This is a genomic window from Paenibacillus rhizolycopersici (assembly GCF_014947195.2).
Classification (GTDB): domain Bacteria; phylum Bacillota; class Bacilli; order Paenibacillales; family Paenibacillaceae; genus Fontibacillus; species Fontibacillus rhizolycopersici.
This window is the reverse complement of record NZ_JADCNN020000032.1, coordinates 1-19,313: the sequence shown is the minus strand read 5'-3', so window position 1 is coordinate 19,313 and position 19,313 is coordinate 1. Positions and strand designations below refer to the sequence as shown.

Genomic DNA, 19,313 nt, shown 5'->3' with positions numbered 1-19,313 from the left:
AACCGTCCTCTTCTTTTAATAAATAAACATGGCGTCGCCGAAGCTGAAGAACCGATATCTTTGGTCAATCGCTTCCTGATAAGCGCTTATGATTCGCTCCCGCCCCGCCAGCGCACTGACCAGCATGACTAGCGTCGACTTCGGTAAATGGAAATTCGTGAGGAGCGCGTCCACCAACCCAAATCGATACCCGGGATAGATAAAAATCCCCGTCCAACCGCTGCTTTTGACGATGGGGCCGTCCCCGCATTGCTGGGCCACCGTCTCCAGCGTTCGAGCCGAAGTGGTCCCGACGGCTATGACCCTTCCGCCTCTGGCTTTCGTCTCGTTTAGCACGTCGGCCGTTTCCTGGGGCAGGACAAAATATTCTTCATGCATGACGTGATCTTCAACCCGGTCCACCGACATCGGTCGAAACGTGCCAAGCCCAACGTGCAGCGTGACAAACGCGAGGGTCACCCCTTTAGCCCGCACCTGCTCCAGTAAATCTTCCGTGAAATGCAAGCCCGCGGTAGGCGCGGCAGCCGATCCTTCGTGTTTGGAATACACCGTCTGATAGCGTTCGCGATCATCCAGCTTTTCCTTAATGTACGGGGGCAGCGGCATTTGACCCAGCCGATCCAGGATCTCATTAAAAATCCCTTCATAGGTGAACCGAAGTATGCGTCCGCCCATCTCGCCTTCCGACTCGACCGTGGCCCGCAATTCCTCACTGAAGACGATGACCGCGCCAGACTTCAACTTCTTGCCGGGTTTGACCAAGGCTTCCCAACGGTCATCGCCCAGATTTTTGAGAAGCAGCACTTCGGCTTTGGCCCCGGTATCCTCTTTTATTCCGAACAAACGGGCCGGAATGACTCGTGTATCGTTCAGTACCAACGTATCGCCGGGCTGTAAATAATTCAGAATATCAGAAAACGTATGATGCCGGATTTCCCCGGTTTGTTTATTCAACGTCAGCAGGCGCGAAGCACTTCGTTCGGCCAGCGGCGTTTGAGCGATCAGCTCTTCTGGGAGCTCGAAATCATAAAGATCCACATTCATCGGTTTATTCATTCCTTAACGATAGTCACATTTTGGTAGTAGTGTTGCAAGATTTGCCGGTAATCATACCCGCCGTCGGCCAATCCTTTAGCCCCCCACTGCGAGAGCCCCAGGCCGTGCCCGTTTCCGCGGCCAACGAAGACAAATTGGTTTGTCGACCCAATCACGCGCGCCGTCTTGTCGCCGCTCAGCACGACTAAACCGCTGTTTGCCGTCGTCTTGCCTGATGCCGACTGTATCGTCGTTGCCGACGTGGCAGTACCTGTTCCTGTATTTCCTCCTGCACCTTGTACAGTATACCGTCCGGTTTGAACGATATCAAACAAAGTGCTAGGTAAGCTGTTTAAGGCAGAGCGATACGAATCCGGATATTTGACGTCAAGCGGTTGCCCGTTAGCTTTGACCTGCGTTACTCGTCCGGACGGTCCACGCTTGGTGACTTCCAGATTCAAAATAGGGGACGGTGCTTCCGTAGACGTTTTTCCCTTAAGGGACTTCACTAAATCATCCGAGCTGAAAGGTCCGCGAATCCAAGCATAGGAGCTGGATTCAGGCACCTTGTCCAAAACGATGGCCAGGTCACCTGGATTCAGCTTGGCGACCGGATCAACTTCCGATTGAATGAGCGGCAGCTTACGGACCAAGACGTTGCTTGTAGTCACCGTCAACTTCTGCAAGCCCGCTGGCGTCGTTCCGTTTAACGCCGTATTATCCTCCCGAACATATCCTGTAACCCCACTGGACAGCAGTACATGATACCACGATTTCAAGGAGGCTTGTGCCGATTCATCCCCATCGCTTGTCACGCTGGAGTAAATCGGATTGACATTCCCCCAAACCTCGCTCGAATCCGCCGTCACGCCGCCGCTGTTGGACGCGAAAATGCCTTCCACGATTTGTCCATTCGCCGCAACCAGCACCTCACCGGCCGTGGCATCAACCGCTTGGACAATACTGGGTACTTCCTTCTCCGTACCGTTGTAAACTTGGCTTAAGGTTGTGTCCACAAGCCCGGCTACTTTAAATTTGTTTAGTCCTGCATTGTACAGGGCATAACTGCGCGCCGCGACCGCCTGGGCTTTCAGCGCCTCTTGAGGCCACGACGACGGGACTTCACCGGCGACAACGGAATACAGATATTGTTCTAAGGGCAGCTCGTTGACCAGAGCCAGCTGACCGTTCATTTTACTGATCTCAAAATCACCACGGTAACTACGTGCAAAACGCTCCACAACCTGGATCGGGGAATTGCCGTCGTCCCGGATCGTTAACTTGGTGCCTTCTCCGCTAAGTTCGTAGTGGTCGACGCCTGCAGGAGCGTCCAAATTCAACGTCACGTCGCGGTGCAGCAGTAGGGCCGGGACATTCTCGTTCACCGGGGCCCAGGAAAGCCCCGGATACAGTCCGGATAGCTCGGTTTGCAGCGCAGATTGCTCCGATGCGCTTAGCGCGCCGCCAACCCATACCGCATATTGCTGCGGTCCGGTCATTACCACTACCGCCTCCGCATGCTGCGCGGATAGGGTTTGGCGAAGATTCACGGCTTCCGCCTGACTTGCAAACGAACCCGCGGATACGTACAACGGCCCGCGTGCTTCGGCTTTGCCGCCTTTCAAGGAAGCGGACAACGTTTGGCTGACCCGGTCAGCCGCTTTCTGGGCTTCTGCCGCGCTGACGTAAGGCCCCGTATACACGCGGTATGCCGCACCTCCAGCTAGGTCTACCGCGTAGGCTACCGGCTTATCCGACGTGCCTTGCAGCTTCTTGACCGCCGCGGCAACCGCGGCCCAATCCGCGGATTCTAACGCTTTGACCTTATAACCGCTGACGCTGAATCTTGCGGTTTCACCCGCTCCCAGTTGGAGCCAAGGCTCCAACACCGAGTTGAATGCAAACCCTGCTTCTGCAGGCGCCGTTGTTTTCAGCGTGACTGCCGGGGTCGTCGATTTATACGTGCTGCCCAAATCCAAGTACATGGCCACCCGCACGCGCGTTGTGTCCGATTGGTCGGCCGCTGCCGGAAGGTACACGCCCCCGGCCAGCAGCAAGCCGGCGAGAATTCCTTTCCCCCATCGACCTAACGAAAATGTCCGTTTTATACGTTTCAAACCCGCTTCTCCTCCTTCATGATGACGTTGGGCTATATCAAGTTAAGGTTAAGGCGTTTCCGGCATCGGCAAACCCAGATGTTGATACGCCGCCGGCGTCACCATCCGCCCTCGTGGGGTCCGCTGCAGAAAACCGATTTGCAGCAAATACGGCTCGTACACGTCCTCGATCGTCTGGCTCTCCTCGCCGATGGTTGCGGCGATGGTATCCAGCCCGACGGGGCCGCCCCGGAAACTCATGATCATCGCTCGCAGCATTTTATGGTCGATCAGGTCTAGCCCCATAGGGTCAACCTGCAGCAATTGCAGCGCTTCTTTGGCGATCTCCGTGGTAATCATGCCGTCGCCGCGTACCTGTGCATAATCGCGAACCCGCTTTAGCAAGCGATTGGCGATCCGAGGCGTCCCGCGCGAACGAAGCGCGATTTCCGTAGCCGCGTCTCCAACCATTTCAATGCCGAAAATGTCCGCGCCCCGCGATACGATATAGCTGAGCTCATCGATATTATAAAACTCAAGGCGGCTGACCACCCCGAAACGGTCACGTAACGGCGCCGACAGGAGCCCCGCCCGTGTGGTGGCGCCAACCAACGTGAACGGCGGCAGATCCAACCGAACAGAGCGTGCGCTCGGCCCCTTGCCGATCATGATATCGAGCGCAAAATCCTCCATCGCTGGATACAGCACTTCTTCCACCGTCCGATGCAAACGGTGGATCTCATCGATAAATAAGACGTCCCCCTCCTGCAGATTGGTCAGCAGCGCGGCCAAATCCCCCGGCCGCTCAATGGCCGGTCCCGAAGTTGTCCGCAAATTGACGCCAAGTTCATTCGCAATGATATTCGCAAGCGTCGTTTTGCCAAGCCCCGGTGGTCCGTATAACAGTACGTGATCCAACGCTTCCTTACGCATTTTCGCCGCTTCAATATATATTTTCAAGTTTTCCTTGATCTGGTTTTGTCCGATATATTCCGCCAAATAACGAGGCCGCAGGCTTAATTCCACCGCCTGGTCTTCCATCATCAAATTCGCGGAGATGATCCGGTCCTCCATCATGCGCTAAGCTCCCCTTCCTGTCCTTATCCTTAACCGGCGTACAGCAGCTTGAGCGCCTTCTTCATGACGGAATCCACCGCCTCGTCCGGCCCGACATCGTCTTTCAAACGATGCCATACCCTGTCCAGCTCAGCCTCGGTGTACCCCAGCGCCTTCAGGCCCTCGCGAGCCTCTGGCCACCCCGGGTTGCCGGCGTCTAGCCCGGCTTCTCCAATGACAGCAGGCACCGGATCAAATAATGTGCCGCCGACGCCCTCCAGCTTGTCCTTAAGGTCTAGAATCATCCGCTGTGCCGTCTTCTTCCCAATTCCCGGCAGCTTGGTCAGAAATGCGATATTCTCTTGATGGATCGCCGCCACCACATGGTCCGGGCTACCGCCGCTTAGGATCCCGAGCGCCACACGTGGGCCGATGCCGGACACCTCAATCAACTTTCGGAACAGCTTCTGCTCCTCACGGGTCGGGAAACCAAACAACAGAATGGCATCTTCACGCACGTGGTGATGGGTATAGACCGTCACCGTTTCTTGCCCTTTGGCTGCCAAAGCGTACGGATTTGGACAAAACACCCGATACCCGACCCCTTGCACATCTAATACGACGTACTCTGTTTCCAAATGGGCAATCTGCCCCCGTAAAAAATCGATCATGAACGCAATACCTCGTTTATTTTAGAATTTAATGTGTAAGAATGCGCGTGGCAAACGGCTACCGCTAATGCGTCCGCCACATCGTCCGGCTTGGGGATCGCCTGCAGTTTCAGGAACATGCGCGTCATTTCCTGGACCTGACGTTTTTCTGCCTTGCCGTAACCCACAATCGCTTGCTTCACTTGCATTGGGGTATATTCCGCAATCGGCAGCCCCTTCTGTACCGCAGCAAGTACCAACACGCCCCTTGCTTGGCTAACTGACATCGCCGTCGTGACGTTCCGATTAAAAAACAACTTCTCAAACGCCACCGCTTCCGGTTTGTATTTGTCGATTAACTGAACCATCGCCTCATAAACATGCAAGAGCCGCTCTTCGTCCGGCGTATGAGCCTCGGTTTGGATGCAGCCGTACTGCACCGGCGTCACCTTACTGCCTTGTTTATCAATAAATCCGAACCCGACAATCGCGATGCCGGGGTCAATTCCAAGTATACGCAAGACTGATCTCTCCCTATCGTTGCTAAACTCCTCATGATCCTAAGACGGAGCCCTTCCAGCGTAAAGCGAACATATGTATTCACTTTATTATAGCAAAAGATCGCAAAGATTGAGGAAAAACTTTGTAGAGGAGAGCACTGCCGGAGAAAGCACAAAAAAGACGTTACGGAGTAACGTCCTTCTTGTCATACGGTGGAAAGTGGAGCAACGAGAGATGATCTACCGCGATGCCTCATCATCCTGCTGCATGACTCTTTCCGAGGGCTCAATCGCATAATCGCTAAAGGTCGACAGCACGCTGTTGTACTCTTCCACATCCTGAATGCGAATTCCTTGCTGTAGTTGTTGAATCACTTCGGCCGGAAGCGCACTCTCCATCATCTCCACGTCCATTTGAAAAAAAGTACGAATCACCTTTTCCTTCTTCGGTGGACCGTCAAACAACGTCAAATTGCCATCCTTGTCCAAACCGATGTAACCCCTCGTCTTGCAGGTGTCGGAAAGACCATTGATTTTTTCCTCAACCCAAACGTCGCCGCCTGCGCCCAGTCTTCCCTCCCATGAAGGGTGATCTTTCATGAGCGTTGTAATTTCCTCCGGGGTCATAATTCCAAGAACGGTGCTTTCTTCGCCACAGGTATATATTTTCGTCAAATGAACGATTCGCGATTTATCCTCATCCAGCTCTAACAACCACGCTTTATCGGCATCCGGTGCAGCTTCCTGCCACTTCCCCAAAGTTTCGATCGCCATCGGTTCTCGGGCCATCAGCTTTTCCATTTGATTAGATAATGGGAGCCCCATCCAGGCCATAACCGCAATCAAACAAAAGGCGCTGGCGGTCCATATGGCGCGTCTCCATCTTCTCCATCGTTTTTTTAGATGTTTTTTGATATGGAAGATATTCACGGTTATCCCCTTCTATCGGACTTTTGTCTCTATTGTGGCCGATAGCGAGAGCGTTTATTCAATTCTAGGAGACAACGGCGCCTCATAAAAAAAAGCAAAACAAAAACAGCCATCCTTAAAGGATGACTGTTTCCATGATCGGGACGACACGATTCGAACATGCGACCCCCTGGTCCCAAACCAGGTGCTCTACCAAGCTGAGCTACGTCCCGTTAACTAAAGTTGTGTCCGCACAAAATCGGGTCACTTTTACTATTATAGCGACTTCAAGGAAGAAGTCAAGAAAAAATAACAGGATCAACCCTTTGCCCGAAAGCAAAACGTTGAACCTGCCTGTTGATACCGTTTATCTACTATTATGCCCACCACATTGCTGAAGGTTGTTCATGAATCAGAATTGACTTCAAATTGGCTACGGCACGCGTCAATCCTTCGTCGACGGTCATCAGCGGATCCTCATGCTCAATACTCAGAACATAATCATAACCATAGATCCGCAAGGCCGAAATGATATCCGACCAGGTTTTCAAATCATGGCCGCAGCCGACTGTGCGAAAGGTCCAGGCACGAGTTTTCACGTTTCCGTAGGGCTGCATGTCCGTTAATCCATGCATATTGATATTGTCTTGATCCAAATAGGTGTCTTTTGCGTGGAAGTGGTGGATTGCGCCGGCTTCGCCAAGAATTTTGACGGCCGCTACCGGATCAATTCCTTGCCACCATAAATGACTTGGGTCCAAATTACAGCCAATGGCTTTTCCGGTCGATTCCCGCAATTTCAACATCGTATATGGCGTATGGGCCAAGAAGCCGCCGTGAAGCTCAATTCCGATCTTCACGCCTGCGGCTTCCGCTTCCGCGTTCATCTCTTTCCAGTAAGGAATCAATTTTTGTTCCCATTGATAATTATAGCTGTCGTCATATTCGGTCGGCCAAGGCAATACAGGCCAGTTCACCTGGGTGTCCGATGCATTCCCGCCCGAAACGCCGGAGAAACCGTTCACCACGGGAATGTTCATTAAACTTGCCAACTTTATGGTTTTACGGAGTAATTCGTCCGCTTCCGCCGCCACTTCCGGGATCGGAGAGATCGGATTATGGTGGCAGCTTAAGGCAGATATCTCCAATCCCCTGTCGGCTAATTTAGCTAAGTACTCTTTCCTTGCATCACGGCTTCCCAATAATTCGTCAATATTCAAATGAGCGTTGCCCGGAGAGCCCCCGGTACCGATTTCTACCGTTTGCAACCCTTTTTTTGAAACTTCCTCAATCATTTCTTCAAAGCTTAAATGGTTAAACAACGGGGTAAATACGCCCAGTTTCATGGTTGGTACTCCCTTCTATTTGACACGTGGTTCATAGCCATCGCGGATGAATGGAAATCTTTGGTCCTCTTTTATAGATAAACGGGCTCGCCCAGCTTGGAAGATTTATAGAGTGCCTCTAAAATTTCAGTAACCACCAAGGCTTCTTCCGGTTTCACAACAGGTTCGGCATCATTGAGAATGGCATTGATCCAAGAATTCGCTTCTAGAAATTCCGGCCGCTCAATATCCCCATCATAGAAATCGGCACCGCCCGGTTGCAGCTTTATGTTCTTCTCATAGAGCAAGCTGTGATCTTCGCCATTAATGGTTAAGCCATGGTTCATGTCGGCCCCCGCTTTAGTACCGCACAGCGTGGTTTTGGCTTCTTTGGTATCCAAACTATTTAAAGCCCAGCTTGATTCCAGAAAGATCGTTGCACCATTTTCCATCACAACAAAACCAAAAGCCGAATCTTCGACGGTAAATTGAGCAGGATCCCACGATCCCCAAGCATTCGCCGCATTAGGAGTTTGGGATAATGCATGATAGGTTTTCCCGACCACGTATTTAGGTTTATAGTTATTCATCATCCAAAGAGTGAGGTCTAAGGCATGTGTGCCGATATCAATCAATGGTCCTCCGCCCTGGGCTTCTTCATCCAGGAAAACACCCCATGTTGGGACGGCGCGGCGACGAACCGCATGGGCTTTCCCAAAATAAATTTCCCCCAGTTCGCCTTCTCTGCATACCTCATGCAAATATCTTGAATCCGTCCGGAACCGGTTTTGATAACCTATCGTTAATTTCTTACCGGTGCGCTTGGACGCTTCAACCATGCTTCTTGCTTCTTCGGAAGTTTTCGCCATCGGTTTTTCGCACATCACGTGGCAGCCCGCTTCCATGGCCGCAATGGATAATTCGGCATGAGAAGAGTTCGGAGTACAAACATGGACCACATCCAAATCGGTGTTCGCTAACATTTGCTTGAAATCATCAAAGACCTGCGCATCCTGGGTACCGAATTTTTCTTTGGCTTCTTCTGCTCGCTCCACAACGATATCGCAAAATGCCACCATTTCTACCTCTTTGACCTCTGAAAGTGCTGGCATATGCTTGCCCTTTGCAATCCCGCCGCATCCGATAAACCCAACTTTTAATGTCATGTTCCGCCTCCTGCGAATAACTCATTTGAAATCCTCGTTCTTTAGTAACAGCCATTAGCAGCCATTTTCATGAATCAGCTTTACGGTCTTGATCTCATAAGGACGAAAATCAAGATAGAGCTCTCCGTCATGCACCAATGCTTCTTCTATTTCTTCTTCCATTAGATTAACCACCATGGCTTTAAGCATAGGAAGCTTCCAGTTCAAGCGAATTTGTTCACGAGCCCCTGACGACTCGTAAAAGCGCAGAATCGTTCCTTTTTTGTCTTCTGCCATTTTAATCGTATCCAATATGACATGATCGCTAACTAGACGGAAGAACGAATTATCGCCTGGCAGAATTCCTACCTGAATCTTGGCTTGCTCAACGACCACTGGCTGGTTTAATTCCGCAGCGGTACGTACGACACTCGCCTCCCGCCAGTTCCCGCGATGCGGATATAGCGAATAAGTGAACTCATGCTGCCCCAAATCCGCATGCTTGTCCGGCCATTTCGGTGCTCTCAACAAGGAGAGTCTCAAGACACCCTCCTTTATGTCATATCCGTATTTGCTGTCGTTCAGGAGGCTGACTCCGTAACCGCCCTCGGATAGATCGGCCCAGCGATGCCCGCAAACTTCGAACTGGGCTTGATCCCAACTCGTATTATTCGTCGTGGAACGTTCCAAAGCGCCGAACGGAATCTCATAAGTGGCCTTGGTAGCAATAAGATCCACGGGAAAAGCTACTTTCCATAATTTATGACTTTCCTGCCAGTTCACAGAAGTCTTGAAGTCCACTCTTCGCATGCCCTTTTGGAAGACGATATCCTGCGCAATCGTAGATCGGCTCCAAGACCAGCGTAAACGCAGCACATCTCTGACGCTTCCGTTTTCTATGACCTCGAAAGATTCCAGTTTCGCCGTTCCGGCAGACTGCTTGGCGTAACGATGATCTACGTCCCACGCATCCCACTCCACGGGCCGGTCATGGAAGAACTGAAATTCATTGGCTACCCTTCCGCCTATCAGCAGTTCGCGTTTCTCTTCCTTATCCCGCCAGCGAGTAATCTCTCCGCGCTCGTTAAACTCAAGTACGTAGGTATCCGTTTCCCAGCGTAACGGCTGAACCGCACCCGCTTGCTGCTCAGTGTCAATCTGATTCCGCGTAACGTCCAATGGCTTCGTACGCAGCCATACCGTTGTATAACCGAATGCGGGAACCGCAGGCAGTTCCGTCAGCAGATAGCGTCCATTCTCGTCCTCAATCACCTGGGATTTCAGGGTTCTCCCTTGACTGTCAACCACCCACGCAACTGTCGCTGCTTCCAACCGAAGTTGAATCACGGCATTTCGTTCCCAGCCCAAACTGTTGAAAACGACGTAAGGGATGCCCTCTCCCGCAACGCTAATTTTCGAAAGTAAACTGGCAATCCCGCTTCTCAAAACCGAACGGCCGATTTGAGCCACTTTGGCATACTCCCTTGAAGAAGTCTCGTATACCTCGGGAATGGAGGATCCTGGAATAATATCATGGAATTGATTTAGCAAAATCAGCTTCCAGCCTTCTTCCAAAGACGTCGCGAACCCCCTATTCGATGCGGATTCACTATTCACGCTAGTCGCCAAACTACTCCATACCTCCGCTTCCCGGAATAACAGCTCCATCTTCCGGTTCATCTGCTTGTTTCTCGCCTGGGATGTATAGGTTCCGCGGTGATATTCCAAATACAGATCACCATACCATTTAGGAAACGATTCTGCCGAAGCGTCCAGTCCGCGGAAGTACTCCTCGGCCGTACTGAACTTACTGACAGGCAATCCGGGGAGATTGGCGGATCGCGCAACGTACTCGACCATTTCTCTAGTCGCCCCGCCGCCCCCATCACCATGACCATAGAGCAGCATTTCTTCGTCATGAACGTCTTTTTGTCGGAAGAAGTCCCAATGCTCTCTGATATCCTTCGGGCGGGTATCCTCGCCTAAACCATGATTCAGGTAAGAAAGAATACTCGTTCCATCTATTCCTACCCAATGAAAAATGTCGTAAGGGAACGGATTGGTATCGCTCCAATTCAACTTGCTGGTCATAAAGTACTCGACCCCGGAAAGCTTTAAAATCTGCGGCAGGGAAGCGCAATATCCGAAGGTATCCGGTAACCATTCAATAAAGGAGCGTTTGCTGAACTCCTCCATATAAAACTTCTGTCCATACAAACTTTGTCGCACCAAGGATTCGCCGCTGGGAATGTTCAGGTCCGGTTCAACCCACATCCCCCCTACCAGCTCCCACCGTCCCTTGGCTATCTGTTCCCTGACGCGGCCGTAGAGCTCGGGATCATGCTCTTTGACATAGGCATACAATTGCGGTTGGCTCTGGGCGTAATGAAACTCCGGAAACTCCTCAATCAAACGAAGAGCCGTCGAGAACGTGCGGCTGCCTTTCCGCACGGTTTCCCGTATAGGCCACAGCCATGCAATATCAATATGGGACTGGGCTACCATGTGCATCACGCCCGCTTTTTTGCCCGTCGAGTCCTCGCGGAGTGCATGGAGCAGCATTTCTTCAAGCCGTTGGACCTCTTCCGGGTCCGGAAACACCGCCCGATCCTCCTCCGCGTCCCCGGACAAATACGCAAAGGCGTCATGTACCCTGTAAAGCGCCTCCATCAGGCGGTTCTTCTCAAGGCTCCGTTCCGGCAGCAACGCTGCGGATCCCGCCGCCACAGTTATCGTATACAACAGACTTCGGATGGGCCGGTTTACTATGACGAGCCTAACGTTTAAGTCGGCTATCGGTTGTCTTCGCGGATTGAATTGTTGGTTCAGGCGATCATCCGGATTCGGTTCCGGGTCCATCAATTCAATTTCCAATTCCGGAAGGTACCCGACCTCACGCGGATCCATAGGAATAAAGCAATGATTACTGTCCAAGCCATGATAGGAATGGCCGTTGATTCGCAGCAGTCCTTCACCGTTGGATTCGAACACCAATCCTACATCCTCGGCGGTCCACTCCGCAGGGACAACCACGCTTTTTCGCAGCAAATACGTAGTTCCGGCAGCCCCGTTCAGTGCATCTCCCGCAAACTCAACTGATATTTCCTCTTCCCAATCATATTCGCCGGGGAGAAGGTAGCGTCCCCGCTTGATTTTCCAGGTAGTCAGTGTTTGCGAATCCTTCCATTGCAGTTCGCTTAAATGGCGGATTAGTCGATCAATTCTATTCATCATTGCACTCCATTCCCGGTGTACAGCGATTGCTGCATTTCCATTATTCTTTTAACGAGCCTACGGTTAGACCCTGGATGAAAAAACGCTGGAAAAACGGATAGGCCAACACGATCGGACCTGTAGCCAGTACAACCATGGCCATACGCGAAGTCTCTTGAGGCAAGCTCGCTGCCACGCTCCCTAAACCGCTGTTTTTTGCATTCTGCAGAATAAAGGCCATGCTGCTCTCAATCCGCATCAGCATGGATTGCAACGGAACCAGGTCGGGATTGTCGATATACAGCAAGGCATTAAACCAGTCGTTCCAGTACCCGAGCGTGCAGAATAAACCAATGGTAGCCAAGCCCGGCAAGGAAAGCGGCAACACAATTCTGGCGAAAATTTGAAACTCGCTGGCTCCATCAATTTTTCCCGATTCGATAATTCCATCCGGAAGGCCTTTGAAGAATGTACGCATGATCATAATATAGAAAGCATTCATCGCCATGGGTAAGATCAGTGCCCATAGTGTATCCTTCAAATGAAGTACCTGGGTGACCACGATAAAAGTCGGTACAAGTCCACCGTTGAACAGCATGGTGAATAACGCCAAAAACGAAAAAAAACTGCGGTATTTAAAGCTGGATCGAGAGATTCCATAAGCATACAAGGCAATGACTAAAAGACTAAGCACTGTCCCCACTACCGTTACGGTAATGGTGACTCCGTAGGATCGCAAAAGCTGAGAGCCATTCTGAAATAGATACTCGTACGCATACGTGCTCCATTTTTCAGGAATCAGGCGATAGCCATGATAGGCCAGGCTTTTTTCGTCCGTGAAGGAGAGAATCACGACAAAAGCAAACGGAAATACACAAATTAAGGCACATATTGCGACGACCACATTAAGTATCAGGTTCATACGTGGCGAGAGACTATGAATATCCCGATATGTTTTGGATTTGCTAGCCACAAGCTTTCCTCGCTTCCATAAATCTATTAAAACAACGCGCTGTCTTTATCGAGTTTACGAACGGTGTAATTTGAAGTGATGACCAGAATAAACCCAATGATGGACTGATAAAATCCTGCCGCCGTCGCCATTCCCATTTCACCGGTAGCATTCAATCCGCGATACACATAAGTATCGATGACATTCGTCACTGGATACAGTGCGCCCGAGTTGCGCGGAACGTTGTAAAACAATCCAAAGTCCGCATAAAAGATTCTACCGATAGCCAATAATGTCATGATAATGATCAACGGCTTTAAGAGAGGGATCGTAATGCTGCGAATCTGCCTCCATTTGCTGGCTCCATCAATCATGGCGGCTTCGTATAATGAACGGTCAAATCCAGTAATGGCCGCTAAATAGACCACACTGGTATAACCTATGCTTTTCCACAGGTTCGTTATAATGAGAATGTAAGGCCAGTATTCAGGCGTAGCGTACCACGATATTTCTTGCAAACCGAAACCGCTCAACACGCTGTTAAGTAGTCCTTTATCCGCATTCAAGAAGCTGTAAACAAAAAAACCGACAATCACAAAGGACATGAAATGAGGAAGAAACATTCCCGTCTGATATAGCTTGGACAAGCGCTTGTTCACGATCTCCGATAATAGGATCGCCATAATGACAGCAGCTAAAGTGCCTAGCGTAATAAAGGCTATATTGTAAAGTAGCGTATTTCGGGTAATGATATAGGCATCATTGGTACCAAATAGAAAGGTAAAGTTTCTGATCCCTACCCATTCGCTGCTTAAAAAGCTGGACAAAAAGCCCTCACCGTTATATCGGTACTGCTTGAAGGCAAGCAACGTCCCCCCCATCGGCAAATAGGAAAAAATAATAAAACCGATGGCTCCTGGCAGAACCATTAGCAAAATAGGTAAATTCTTGTGAAAGTCTTTAAAAAAATGGCGGATCGCATGCATTTCGTTCCTCCTATCCAAACTTTATTCGATGTTTAGGAGCGAACCAGACTGGGGTAACCCCAGTCTGGTTCGCTTGTCTCCGTTTCTGATTCATTATTTCTGCGTCGCGCGCCATTCATCCAGCTGTCTTTGAGTTTCTTCGATGATCTTATCCAATCCGGCTGCTTTTAGCTCCTCAATTGCTTTTGGCAAATATTTGTCCGGATCTACGGAACCCGTCATCAACGGCGCCCAGAATTGATCCTTTGCATTATTCAATGCGGCTAACTCCGGTAACACATCATTGCCGTTAAAATTAAAGCCCAAGAGTGGAGCAGGTACTCCTTCTTCATTAAATTTGCGGAAGCCATCCCATTTATCTGCAGGATCCCCCTCAGTCAAGTAAGTCAGCATCATGTTTCCAATGGCAAACGAAGGCATATCGTAATCTCTCGATTTGTCCAAATTTTTAGCAACATTGTCTCCGATCTTCTCATAGTGCACGCCCTCAATGCCGGAGTCTACCAAGTTACGCAGATACGCATCGGTATTCAGCAGATTGAGGAACTTCATGGCTTCTACCGGATGCTTAGAATTTGCGGAAATCGCCTGCAGGGATCCCATAACCGACCAATTGTAAATGATAGGATCCGTCGCCGGTGTAGAAACTACCGGATAGCCGAGGGAAGCCGTCCACAAATTATCAGCAAACGGTTGGGTCGTTGGACGGTCTACAAACCAGTTGCCTGTTTTGGTTAAGTCTGAAGTTTCTGTCGTCGTTGCTACCTCAGGATCGATATATCCTGCCTGATAGTATTTGCGCATTGTCGCCAAAGACTGCTTCAACTCAGGAGTTTCCAGAATATTAACCACTTTAAAGTCGTTCGTATCGAGCTTCACAGCCATTGGGAGATTCTGAATAACGTAATCATAGGGAAGATTAGGAATAAAGTTTCGGTCAATCATGAACGGAACTACACCGGGCTCGTTTTCTTTAATCGTTTTCAAGAGCGGCTCCAGACTTTCCAGGCTTCTTACGCCCGAAATATCCAAATTGTACTTGTCGAGCCATTGCTTATTGAAACGCCAGACATCCTGGGCGGGAAGCTCCTTATTGGCGGGAATCCCATAGTTCTTCCCATCCACCTTGGATCCTTCCAGAAATGCGGGATCCAGCGTTTCCTTGATTCCCTGCCCGTATTTATCCAGAAGATCATTCAATTCCATGAATGCGCCTTTTCTTGCATTCTGTACATAATCAAACCCCCACGAAGCCGTAAACAGAATATCCATGGGCTCACCGGATTGCGTCAGAACCTGCATTTTTTGCGTGTAGTCGCCAAAGTCGATTTGTTTCATCTTTACGGTGACCCCAATTTTCTCCGCGGTATACTTGCTCACTTCAGCCATGACCATATCGGTATCCTTCTGAGGCGTGCCAATGTTATACCAGATCAACTCCACCGGCTTTGCAGCCCCGCTGTTGCCGGTGCCTTCGGCCTCCTTCTCTTTGCCGGTTCCGCCGCAGGCCGACAAGATTGTCGTACATGCCAATACGAGGACCAAAATCAGAGATAGTTTGAAATTCTTTTTCATCTTGCGTTAACCTCCCTTTTGTTTTGAAACCGCTTTACTCTTACATTTTCAGGCTATCAAAAATCCGTCCGTTCCAACAGAAGACAAAACTAAGATACCTTAACCAAACTAAAGAAAGGTGCGATACCCCTCGGAGCATAGCAGCACTTCATAATAAAAACGCCGTTTATGTATCGACGATAACGGCGTTTCGTTGCTCACCCGTTTTCATACGAGTGATTTATATTCCATTGGTGAGACCCCGACATATTTTCGGAACTGCCTATAAAAATAAGCAACTTCCCAATATCCGACTTCACGAGCCACTTGATTGACCTTCAGGTTCGTTTCTCGCAGTAATCTCTTCGCCTGCTCAATTCGGTAGCGGTTCACGTATCCGGCAAAGCTCACACCCGTTTCCTTGCGGAACAGTTGGCCCAAGTAGACAGGATGCGTGTGAAACCGATCCCCCAACTGCATGAGTGTCCAGTTCTCGGTATACGTATCTTTCACCAGCTTTAATACTTGCTGGATCACAGGGCTGTAATTGGCCGCCTGTAACGTGTCCACTGACATTTGCGCCATATTTCTCAGTATTTCCATAAATCCTGCCCATTCTACTGTGTTATGAAGAAGATCTAGATGATCGGAAAACTTCTCCTCCAGCGCAGGATCCGCAGGTCTTACTTCTTCCACGGCCAGCTTAAGGCGGATCATAACCTCAGCGGCAATTCTCCATAAGTGCCGAGGCGTCATGCCCTCCTGTTGCTGCAGCTTGACAAAATCTTCTTGAATCACGTCTTTCAGTCTATCGGCGTCCCGGGTATGAAGCAATTGGATATACTGTTCCCAGCTGATGCTGCTTTCCGAACGTATCAACACTTTAGACATGTTCATTTTCTCATATTGGAAAATTGTTTCTCTGGGAAACAGCAGGAAATAATCCAATGCCTGTTTCGCCTCGTCATAGCTCAGAGAATCAGAGTCCTCCGTAGCCTCGACTCGTCCAAGTCCGATCCGGATATCGTTTCGCTCTTCCTGTCCAACTCTCGAGCACCACTCTTGCAGAAACCTTTGGGCAAACTCGCTCAACCCTCCCTCATTGTCCGACTGAAATATGATGGCCACATCCCCATCAAGATCGCGGTAGACCCACGGGGCTTGATTGCCCTTCGTCTCGTCCAATTCATCAAATAACCGGTCTGCATAGTCTCCCTTCCTGGCAACTGCGGCCAATCTGTATTGGCGAGTAGGGCCAAGCTGAAGCAGCTTACAGCGCTCTTTCCACTCAGCTGCCGCGATTTGCCTGGTCATCCAGCGATGAAGGGTGTTATTTCTGATAATGTAAATGTCATTTAAATCATCGTAATTGGGTCTGGCAGCCTCCAACTTGTCCATGAGCGTGCTCAAAGTTTGGGTGAGTTCAGACACATTGACCGGCTTCAAGAGATAATTCTCAATGCCCAGACTCATCCCTTCCTTGAGATAGTCGAATTCATTGTAACCACTCAAAATGATGACCTTGAGTTGATCATCGTCTTGACGTGCCTTGCGGATTAACTCCAACCCGTTCATTCCCGGCATGGAGATATCCGTAATCAAAACATCCACTTTCGTGGTGGCAAGCAGTTCAAGGGCTTTCCTTCCTCCCTTTGCCATTCCCACGATTTCCAGTCCCATTGCTCCCCAATCGATTAAGCTGCTTAGACCTTCAAGAATATATTTCTCATCATCTACAAGAAGAACTTTGTACACCTATAAATCTCCCTTCACGTAAGGCATACTGATTATTACCGTTGTTCCTTCGCCATACCTGCTGTCCAAATCCATGGTACATTCATCGCCATAGATATAAATCAGCCGTTGGTATACACTACGAAGTCCGAAGGATTTGCTGCCTGAATCAGGTTGTGACAAAGATTGTCGGATTGCATTTAACCTCTCCTCGCTCATCCCTACTCCATTGTCGCTGACAACAATTGATACAAGTTCGTCCTTTAGTTCGGAACTCACCTCAATGCGGTTGATGATATCGTCGTCGCGCAAACCGTGAACGATAAAGTTCTCAATGATGACCTGTAGCGACAACTTTACAATGCAATGGTCCGCCGTTCGAGGGTCCAATCGGATCTCATAGCTGAAATTATCCTGGTAACGAGACTTGAACAATTCCAGATACATCCTGCTGTTCTCCATCTCTTGCTGAAGGCTTACAAACATCTCTTCCTCGACTAGATTCCGAAATAAGTTCGCCAGATTGTAGACCATGTCCCCTACTTCCGTTACGCCCAACGAGACGGCTCTCATTCGGATGACTTCCAGTGTATTGAACAAGAAATGCGGGTTCACGCGAGCCTGAAGCGCGGTCATTTCCGCCCGGCTTTGCTCTGCTTCCGCCTTATAACTTCGGTTAATATGGTGGGTAAGTTTATTCAGCATTTGGTTGAAACTGCCTGCGATCAGCCCTAATTCATCCTTCCTTTTAACGGGAATGCGAACGCTCAATTCCCCTGTTTCAACACTGCGCATTGAATGGATAATCAGATGCATCTGTTTGGTATAATTCATCACGAATCCAAAGGGAATCAAAATGATGACAAGTATGCAAGCCATGCTCAAAATCACAATAGTTCGCTGAATATCCACTAATCCGGCATTGATTTCCGCCTTGGGAACGACACTTAGCACAATGTAACCATTATTATTTTGGACAGCGCTAATCCATGAATTTTCCTTCAAAATGGCCGAACCATTGTAAGATAGAACTTGCTCGCCATATGGATACGGTTCGTTATAATATTGGCCGGACCGATCATAAATCACCTTGCCCTTTGGGGTGAGCACCAATAAATTACCTTTAAGCTTATTTTCGTATGGGGCTATGGCTGAGCCGATTTGGTCGGAATCATAGTATACCAGCAGATGTCCAACCGTCTTTAGATTATACCGGTTTGTGATGTTCGTACGCGCCGTGTACATCCGTTCCTGGTTCTTATCGACCAGCTTTTCAAGCCATAGATTAGGGACAGAGATCCGAGCGGTTTCGTTCATGATGGCTCCCGGCACATAGGATTTCTCGGCGTTTACTTGATAGGACTTCAATCGCCCATGCCAGAAATCGTATACTTGCTGACTATCCTCCCCATAAAGAATGAGCTCTTTAATCGCGGGATTGGCATCCATTTTCCTAACAAAGAAACTCGCGGCATCCCAGTATGAGGCGCCGGAACCGGTGAGTTTCTCCAATCTGTAGTTTACATATTCGTTGTAATTGTGCATGAGAAAAAAAGACACATTATCCGCAAGCGCTGATTGACTATATATTTCGTTTGTAATCTGCTCCACATAGTCCACATTTTTCTGCACGTAGTCATTTATACTGTCCAAGGCTCTGCGTTGGATTTCCATCTGACTTTGCACGGCCGAATCCAACATGCTCCTAAAGATCGCTTGGGCGATGCCTATCACAGTAACGATGGCTATCAGACTATATATAACCACCATCTTCGAGAGCGTCTTGTCTTTAATAAAAGTCTGATACCAACTACTTAACAAAGCAGCTTCCTCCTGTAATCATTTACGATTTCATCCAAGCCTGACCAATAACGACCTGATCTGCTTTGAGTCTTCATTATATGCTTGTAAGATTTGATTTTTCAATAAAGAAAAGTCTGATAAGGAGTGGGGAGGGAATGATTAGATTCGCATTCCGAAGAAACATTGCATGGAACATGAAAAAAAGGCAAAAGAAAAACAGATTTATAAATATCACACTAGGGTGTATTTATAAATCTGTTTAGTTTGATGCCGGTGAAGGGACTCGAACCCCCACGGTTTCCCTCACGATTTTGAGTCGCGCGCGTCTGCCAATTCCGCCACACCGGCAAGGAAA

Annotated in this window: 14 protein-coding genes and 2 tRNA genes; all 16 read right to left on the bottom strand. The window is 49.4% G+C overall.

Annotated features, from left to right (window positions below; all coding sequences use genetic code 11):
* Positions 1 to 15 precede the first annotated feature (15 nt).
* Positions 16 to 1,044 carry a tRNA preQ1(34) S-adenosylmethionine ribosyltransferase-isomerase QueA gene (gene queA / locus IM700_RS21595; RefSeq protein WP_155608752.1) on the bottom strand — a complete coding sequence of 343 codons (1,029 nt, stop codon included), beginning with the start codon at positions 1,042 to 1,044 and terminating at the stop codon, positions 16 to 18.
* 8 nt (positions 1,045 to 1,052) lie between these two features.
* Positions 1,053 to 3,152 (bottom strand): SpoIID/LytB domain-containing protein, encoded by a 2,100-nt coding sequence (locus IM700_RS21590; RefSeq protein WP_239484123.1) that lies wholly within the window; start codon positions 3,150 to 3,152, stop codon positions 1,053 to 1,055.
* A 48-nt stretch (positions 3,153 to 3,200) separates the two neighbouring features.
* Positions 3,201 to 4,205: a Holliday junction branch migration DNA helicase RuvB gene (gene ruvB, locus IM700_RS21585; RefSeq protein WP_155608760.1), complete on the bottom strand. Its 1,005-nt coding sequence runs from the start codon at positions 4,203 to 4,205 to the stop codon at positions 3,201 to 3,203.
* 32 nt (positions 4,206 to 4,237) lie between these two features.
* Positions 4,238 to 4,858: a Holliday junction branch migration protein RuvA gene (gene ruvA, locus IM700_RS21580; RefSeq protein WP_193418958.1), complete on the bottom strand. Its 621-nt coding sequence runs from the start codon at positions 4,856 to 4,858 to the stop codon at positions 4,238 to 4,240.
* On the bottom strand, positions 4,855 to 5,358 hold the full coding sequence (ruvC, locus tag IM700_RS21575; RefSeq protein WP_155608754.1) for a crossover junction endodeoxyribonuclease RuvC: 504 nt from the start codon (positions 5,356 to 5,358) through the stop codon (positions 4,855 to 4,857). The genes ruvA and ruvC overlap by 4 nt, the downstream gene beginning before the upstream one ends.
* Before the next feature lie 219 nt (positions 5,359 to 5,577).
* Positions 5,578 to 6,126, bottom strand: coding sequence for a BofC C-terminal domain-containing protein (locus IM700_RS21570; RefSeq protein ID WP_239484122.1), 549 nt, complete (start codon positions 6,124 to 6,126; stop codon positions 5,578 to 5,580).
* A gap of 279 nt (positions 6,127 to 6,405) precedes the next feature.
* Positions 6,406 to 6,479: transfer RNA gene (locus IM700_RS21565), tRNA-Pro, on the bottom strand.
* Positions 6,480 to 6,623: 144 nt separating this feature from the next.
* The gene (locus IM700_RS21560; RefSeq protein ID WP_193418962.1) at positions 6,624 to 7,592 is read right to left on the bottom strand and encodes a sugar phosphate isomerase/epimerase family protein; all 969 of its coding nucleotides are present in this window, start codon (positions 7,590 to 7,592) and stop codon (positions 6,624 to 6,626) included.
* 71 nt (positions 7,593 to 7,663) lie between these two features.
* On the bottom strand, positions 7,664 to 8,737 hold the full coding sequence (locus IM700_RS21555) for a Gfo/Idh/MocA family protein (RefSeq protein WP_193418964.1): 1,074 nt from the start codon (positions 8,735 to 8,737) through the stop codon (positions 7,664 to 7,666).
* Positions 8,738 to 8,791: 54 nt separating this feature from the next.
* Positions 8,792 to 11,947 carry an alpha-mannosidase gene (locus IM700_RS21550; protein ID WP_193418975.1) on the bottom strand — a complete coding sequence of 1,052 codons (3,156 nt, stop codon included), beginning with the start codon at positions 11,945 to 11,947 and terminating at the stop codon, positions 8,792 to 8,794.
* Positions 11,948 to 11,990: 43 nt separating this feature from the next.
* Positions 11,991 to 12,851, bottom strand: coding sequence for a carbohydrate ABC transporter permease (locus IM700_RS21545; protein WP_193418977.1), 861 nt, complete (start codon positions 12,849 to 12,851; stop codon positions 11,991 to 11,993).
* Positions 12,852 to 12,928: 77 nt separating this feature from the next.
* Positions 12,929 to 13,867 (bottom strand): ABC transporter permease, encoded by a 939-nt coding sequence (locus IM700_RS21540; protein WP_193418965.1) that lies wholly within the window; start codon positions 13,865 to 13,867, stop codon positions 12,929 to 12,931.
* Between the two features lie 93 nt (positions 13,868 to 13,960).
* Complete coding sequence (locus tag IM700_RS21535; RefSeq protein ID WP_193418967.1) at positions 13,961 to 15,442, bottom strand: ABC transporter substrate-binding protein; 1,482 nt, start codon at positions 15,440 to 15,442, stop codon at positions 13,961 to 13,963.
* 207 nt (positions 15,443 to 15,649) lie between these two features.
* Entirely contained in the window at positions 15,650 to 17,176 is a 1,527-nt protein-coding gene (locus tag IM700_RS23470) for a response regulator (protein ID WP_193418968.1), read from the bottom strand.
* On the bottom strand, positions 17,177 to 18,976 hold the full coding sequence (locus IM700_RS21525) for a sensor histidine kinase (RefSeq protein ID WP_193418970.1): 1,800 nt from the start codon (positions 18,974 to 18,976) through the stop codon (positions 17,177 to 17,179).
* A 250-nt stretch (positions 18,977 to 19,226) separates the two neighbouring features.
* Positions 19,227 to 19,306, bottom strand: a tRNA-Leu gene (locus tag IM700_RS21520).
* Positions 19,307 to 19,313 lie beyond the last annotated feature (7 nt).

What these genes read in the sequence shown, in the direction of transcription:
- IM700_RS21550 (WP_193418975.1), bottom strand. Translation starts at nt 11,947, where the DNA reads ATGAATAGAATTGATCGACTAATCCGCCATTTAAGCGAACTGCAATGG.
- IM700_RS21545 (WP_193418977.1), bottom strand. Translation starts at nt 12,851, where the DNA reads ATGAACCTGATACTTAATGTGGTCGTCGCAATATGTGCCTTAATTTGT.
- ruvA (WP_193418958.1), bottom strand. Translation starts at nt 4,858, where the DNA reads ATGATCGATTTTTTACGGGGGCAGATTGCCCATTTGGAAACAGAGTAC.
- IM700_RS21570 (WP_239484122.1), bottom strand. Translation starts at nt 6,126, where the DNA reads ATGGCCCGAGAACCGATGGCGATCGAAACTTTGGGGAAGTGGCAGGAA.
- queA (WP_155608752.1), bottom strand. Translation starts at nt 1,044, where the DNA reads ATGAATGTGGATCTTTATGATTTCGAGCTCCCAGAAGAGCTGATCGCT.
- IM700_RS21560 (WP_193418962.1), bottom strand. Translation starts at nt 7,592, where the DNA reads ATGAAACTGGGCGTATTTACCCCGTTGTTTAACCATTTAAGCTTTGAA.
- IM700_RS21540 (WP_193418965.1), bottom strand. Translation starts at nt 13,867, where the DNA reads ATGCATGCGATCCGCCATTTTTTTAAAGACTTTCACAAGAATTTACCT.
- IM700_RS21535 (WP_193418967.1), bottom strand. Translation starts at nt 15,442, where the DNA reads ATGAAAAAGAATTTCAAACTATCTCTGATTTTGGTCCTCGTATTGGCA.
- IM700_RS21555 (WP_193418964.1), bottom strand. Translation starts at nt 8,737, where the DNA reads ATGACATTAAAAGTTGGGTTTATCGGATGCGGCGGGATTGCAAAGGGC.
- ruvB (WP_155608760.1), bottom strand. Translation starts at nt 4,205, where the DNA reads ATGGAGGACCGGATCATCTCCGCGAATTTGATGATGGAAGACCAGGCG.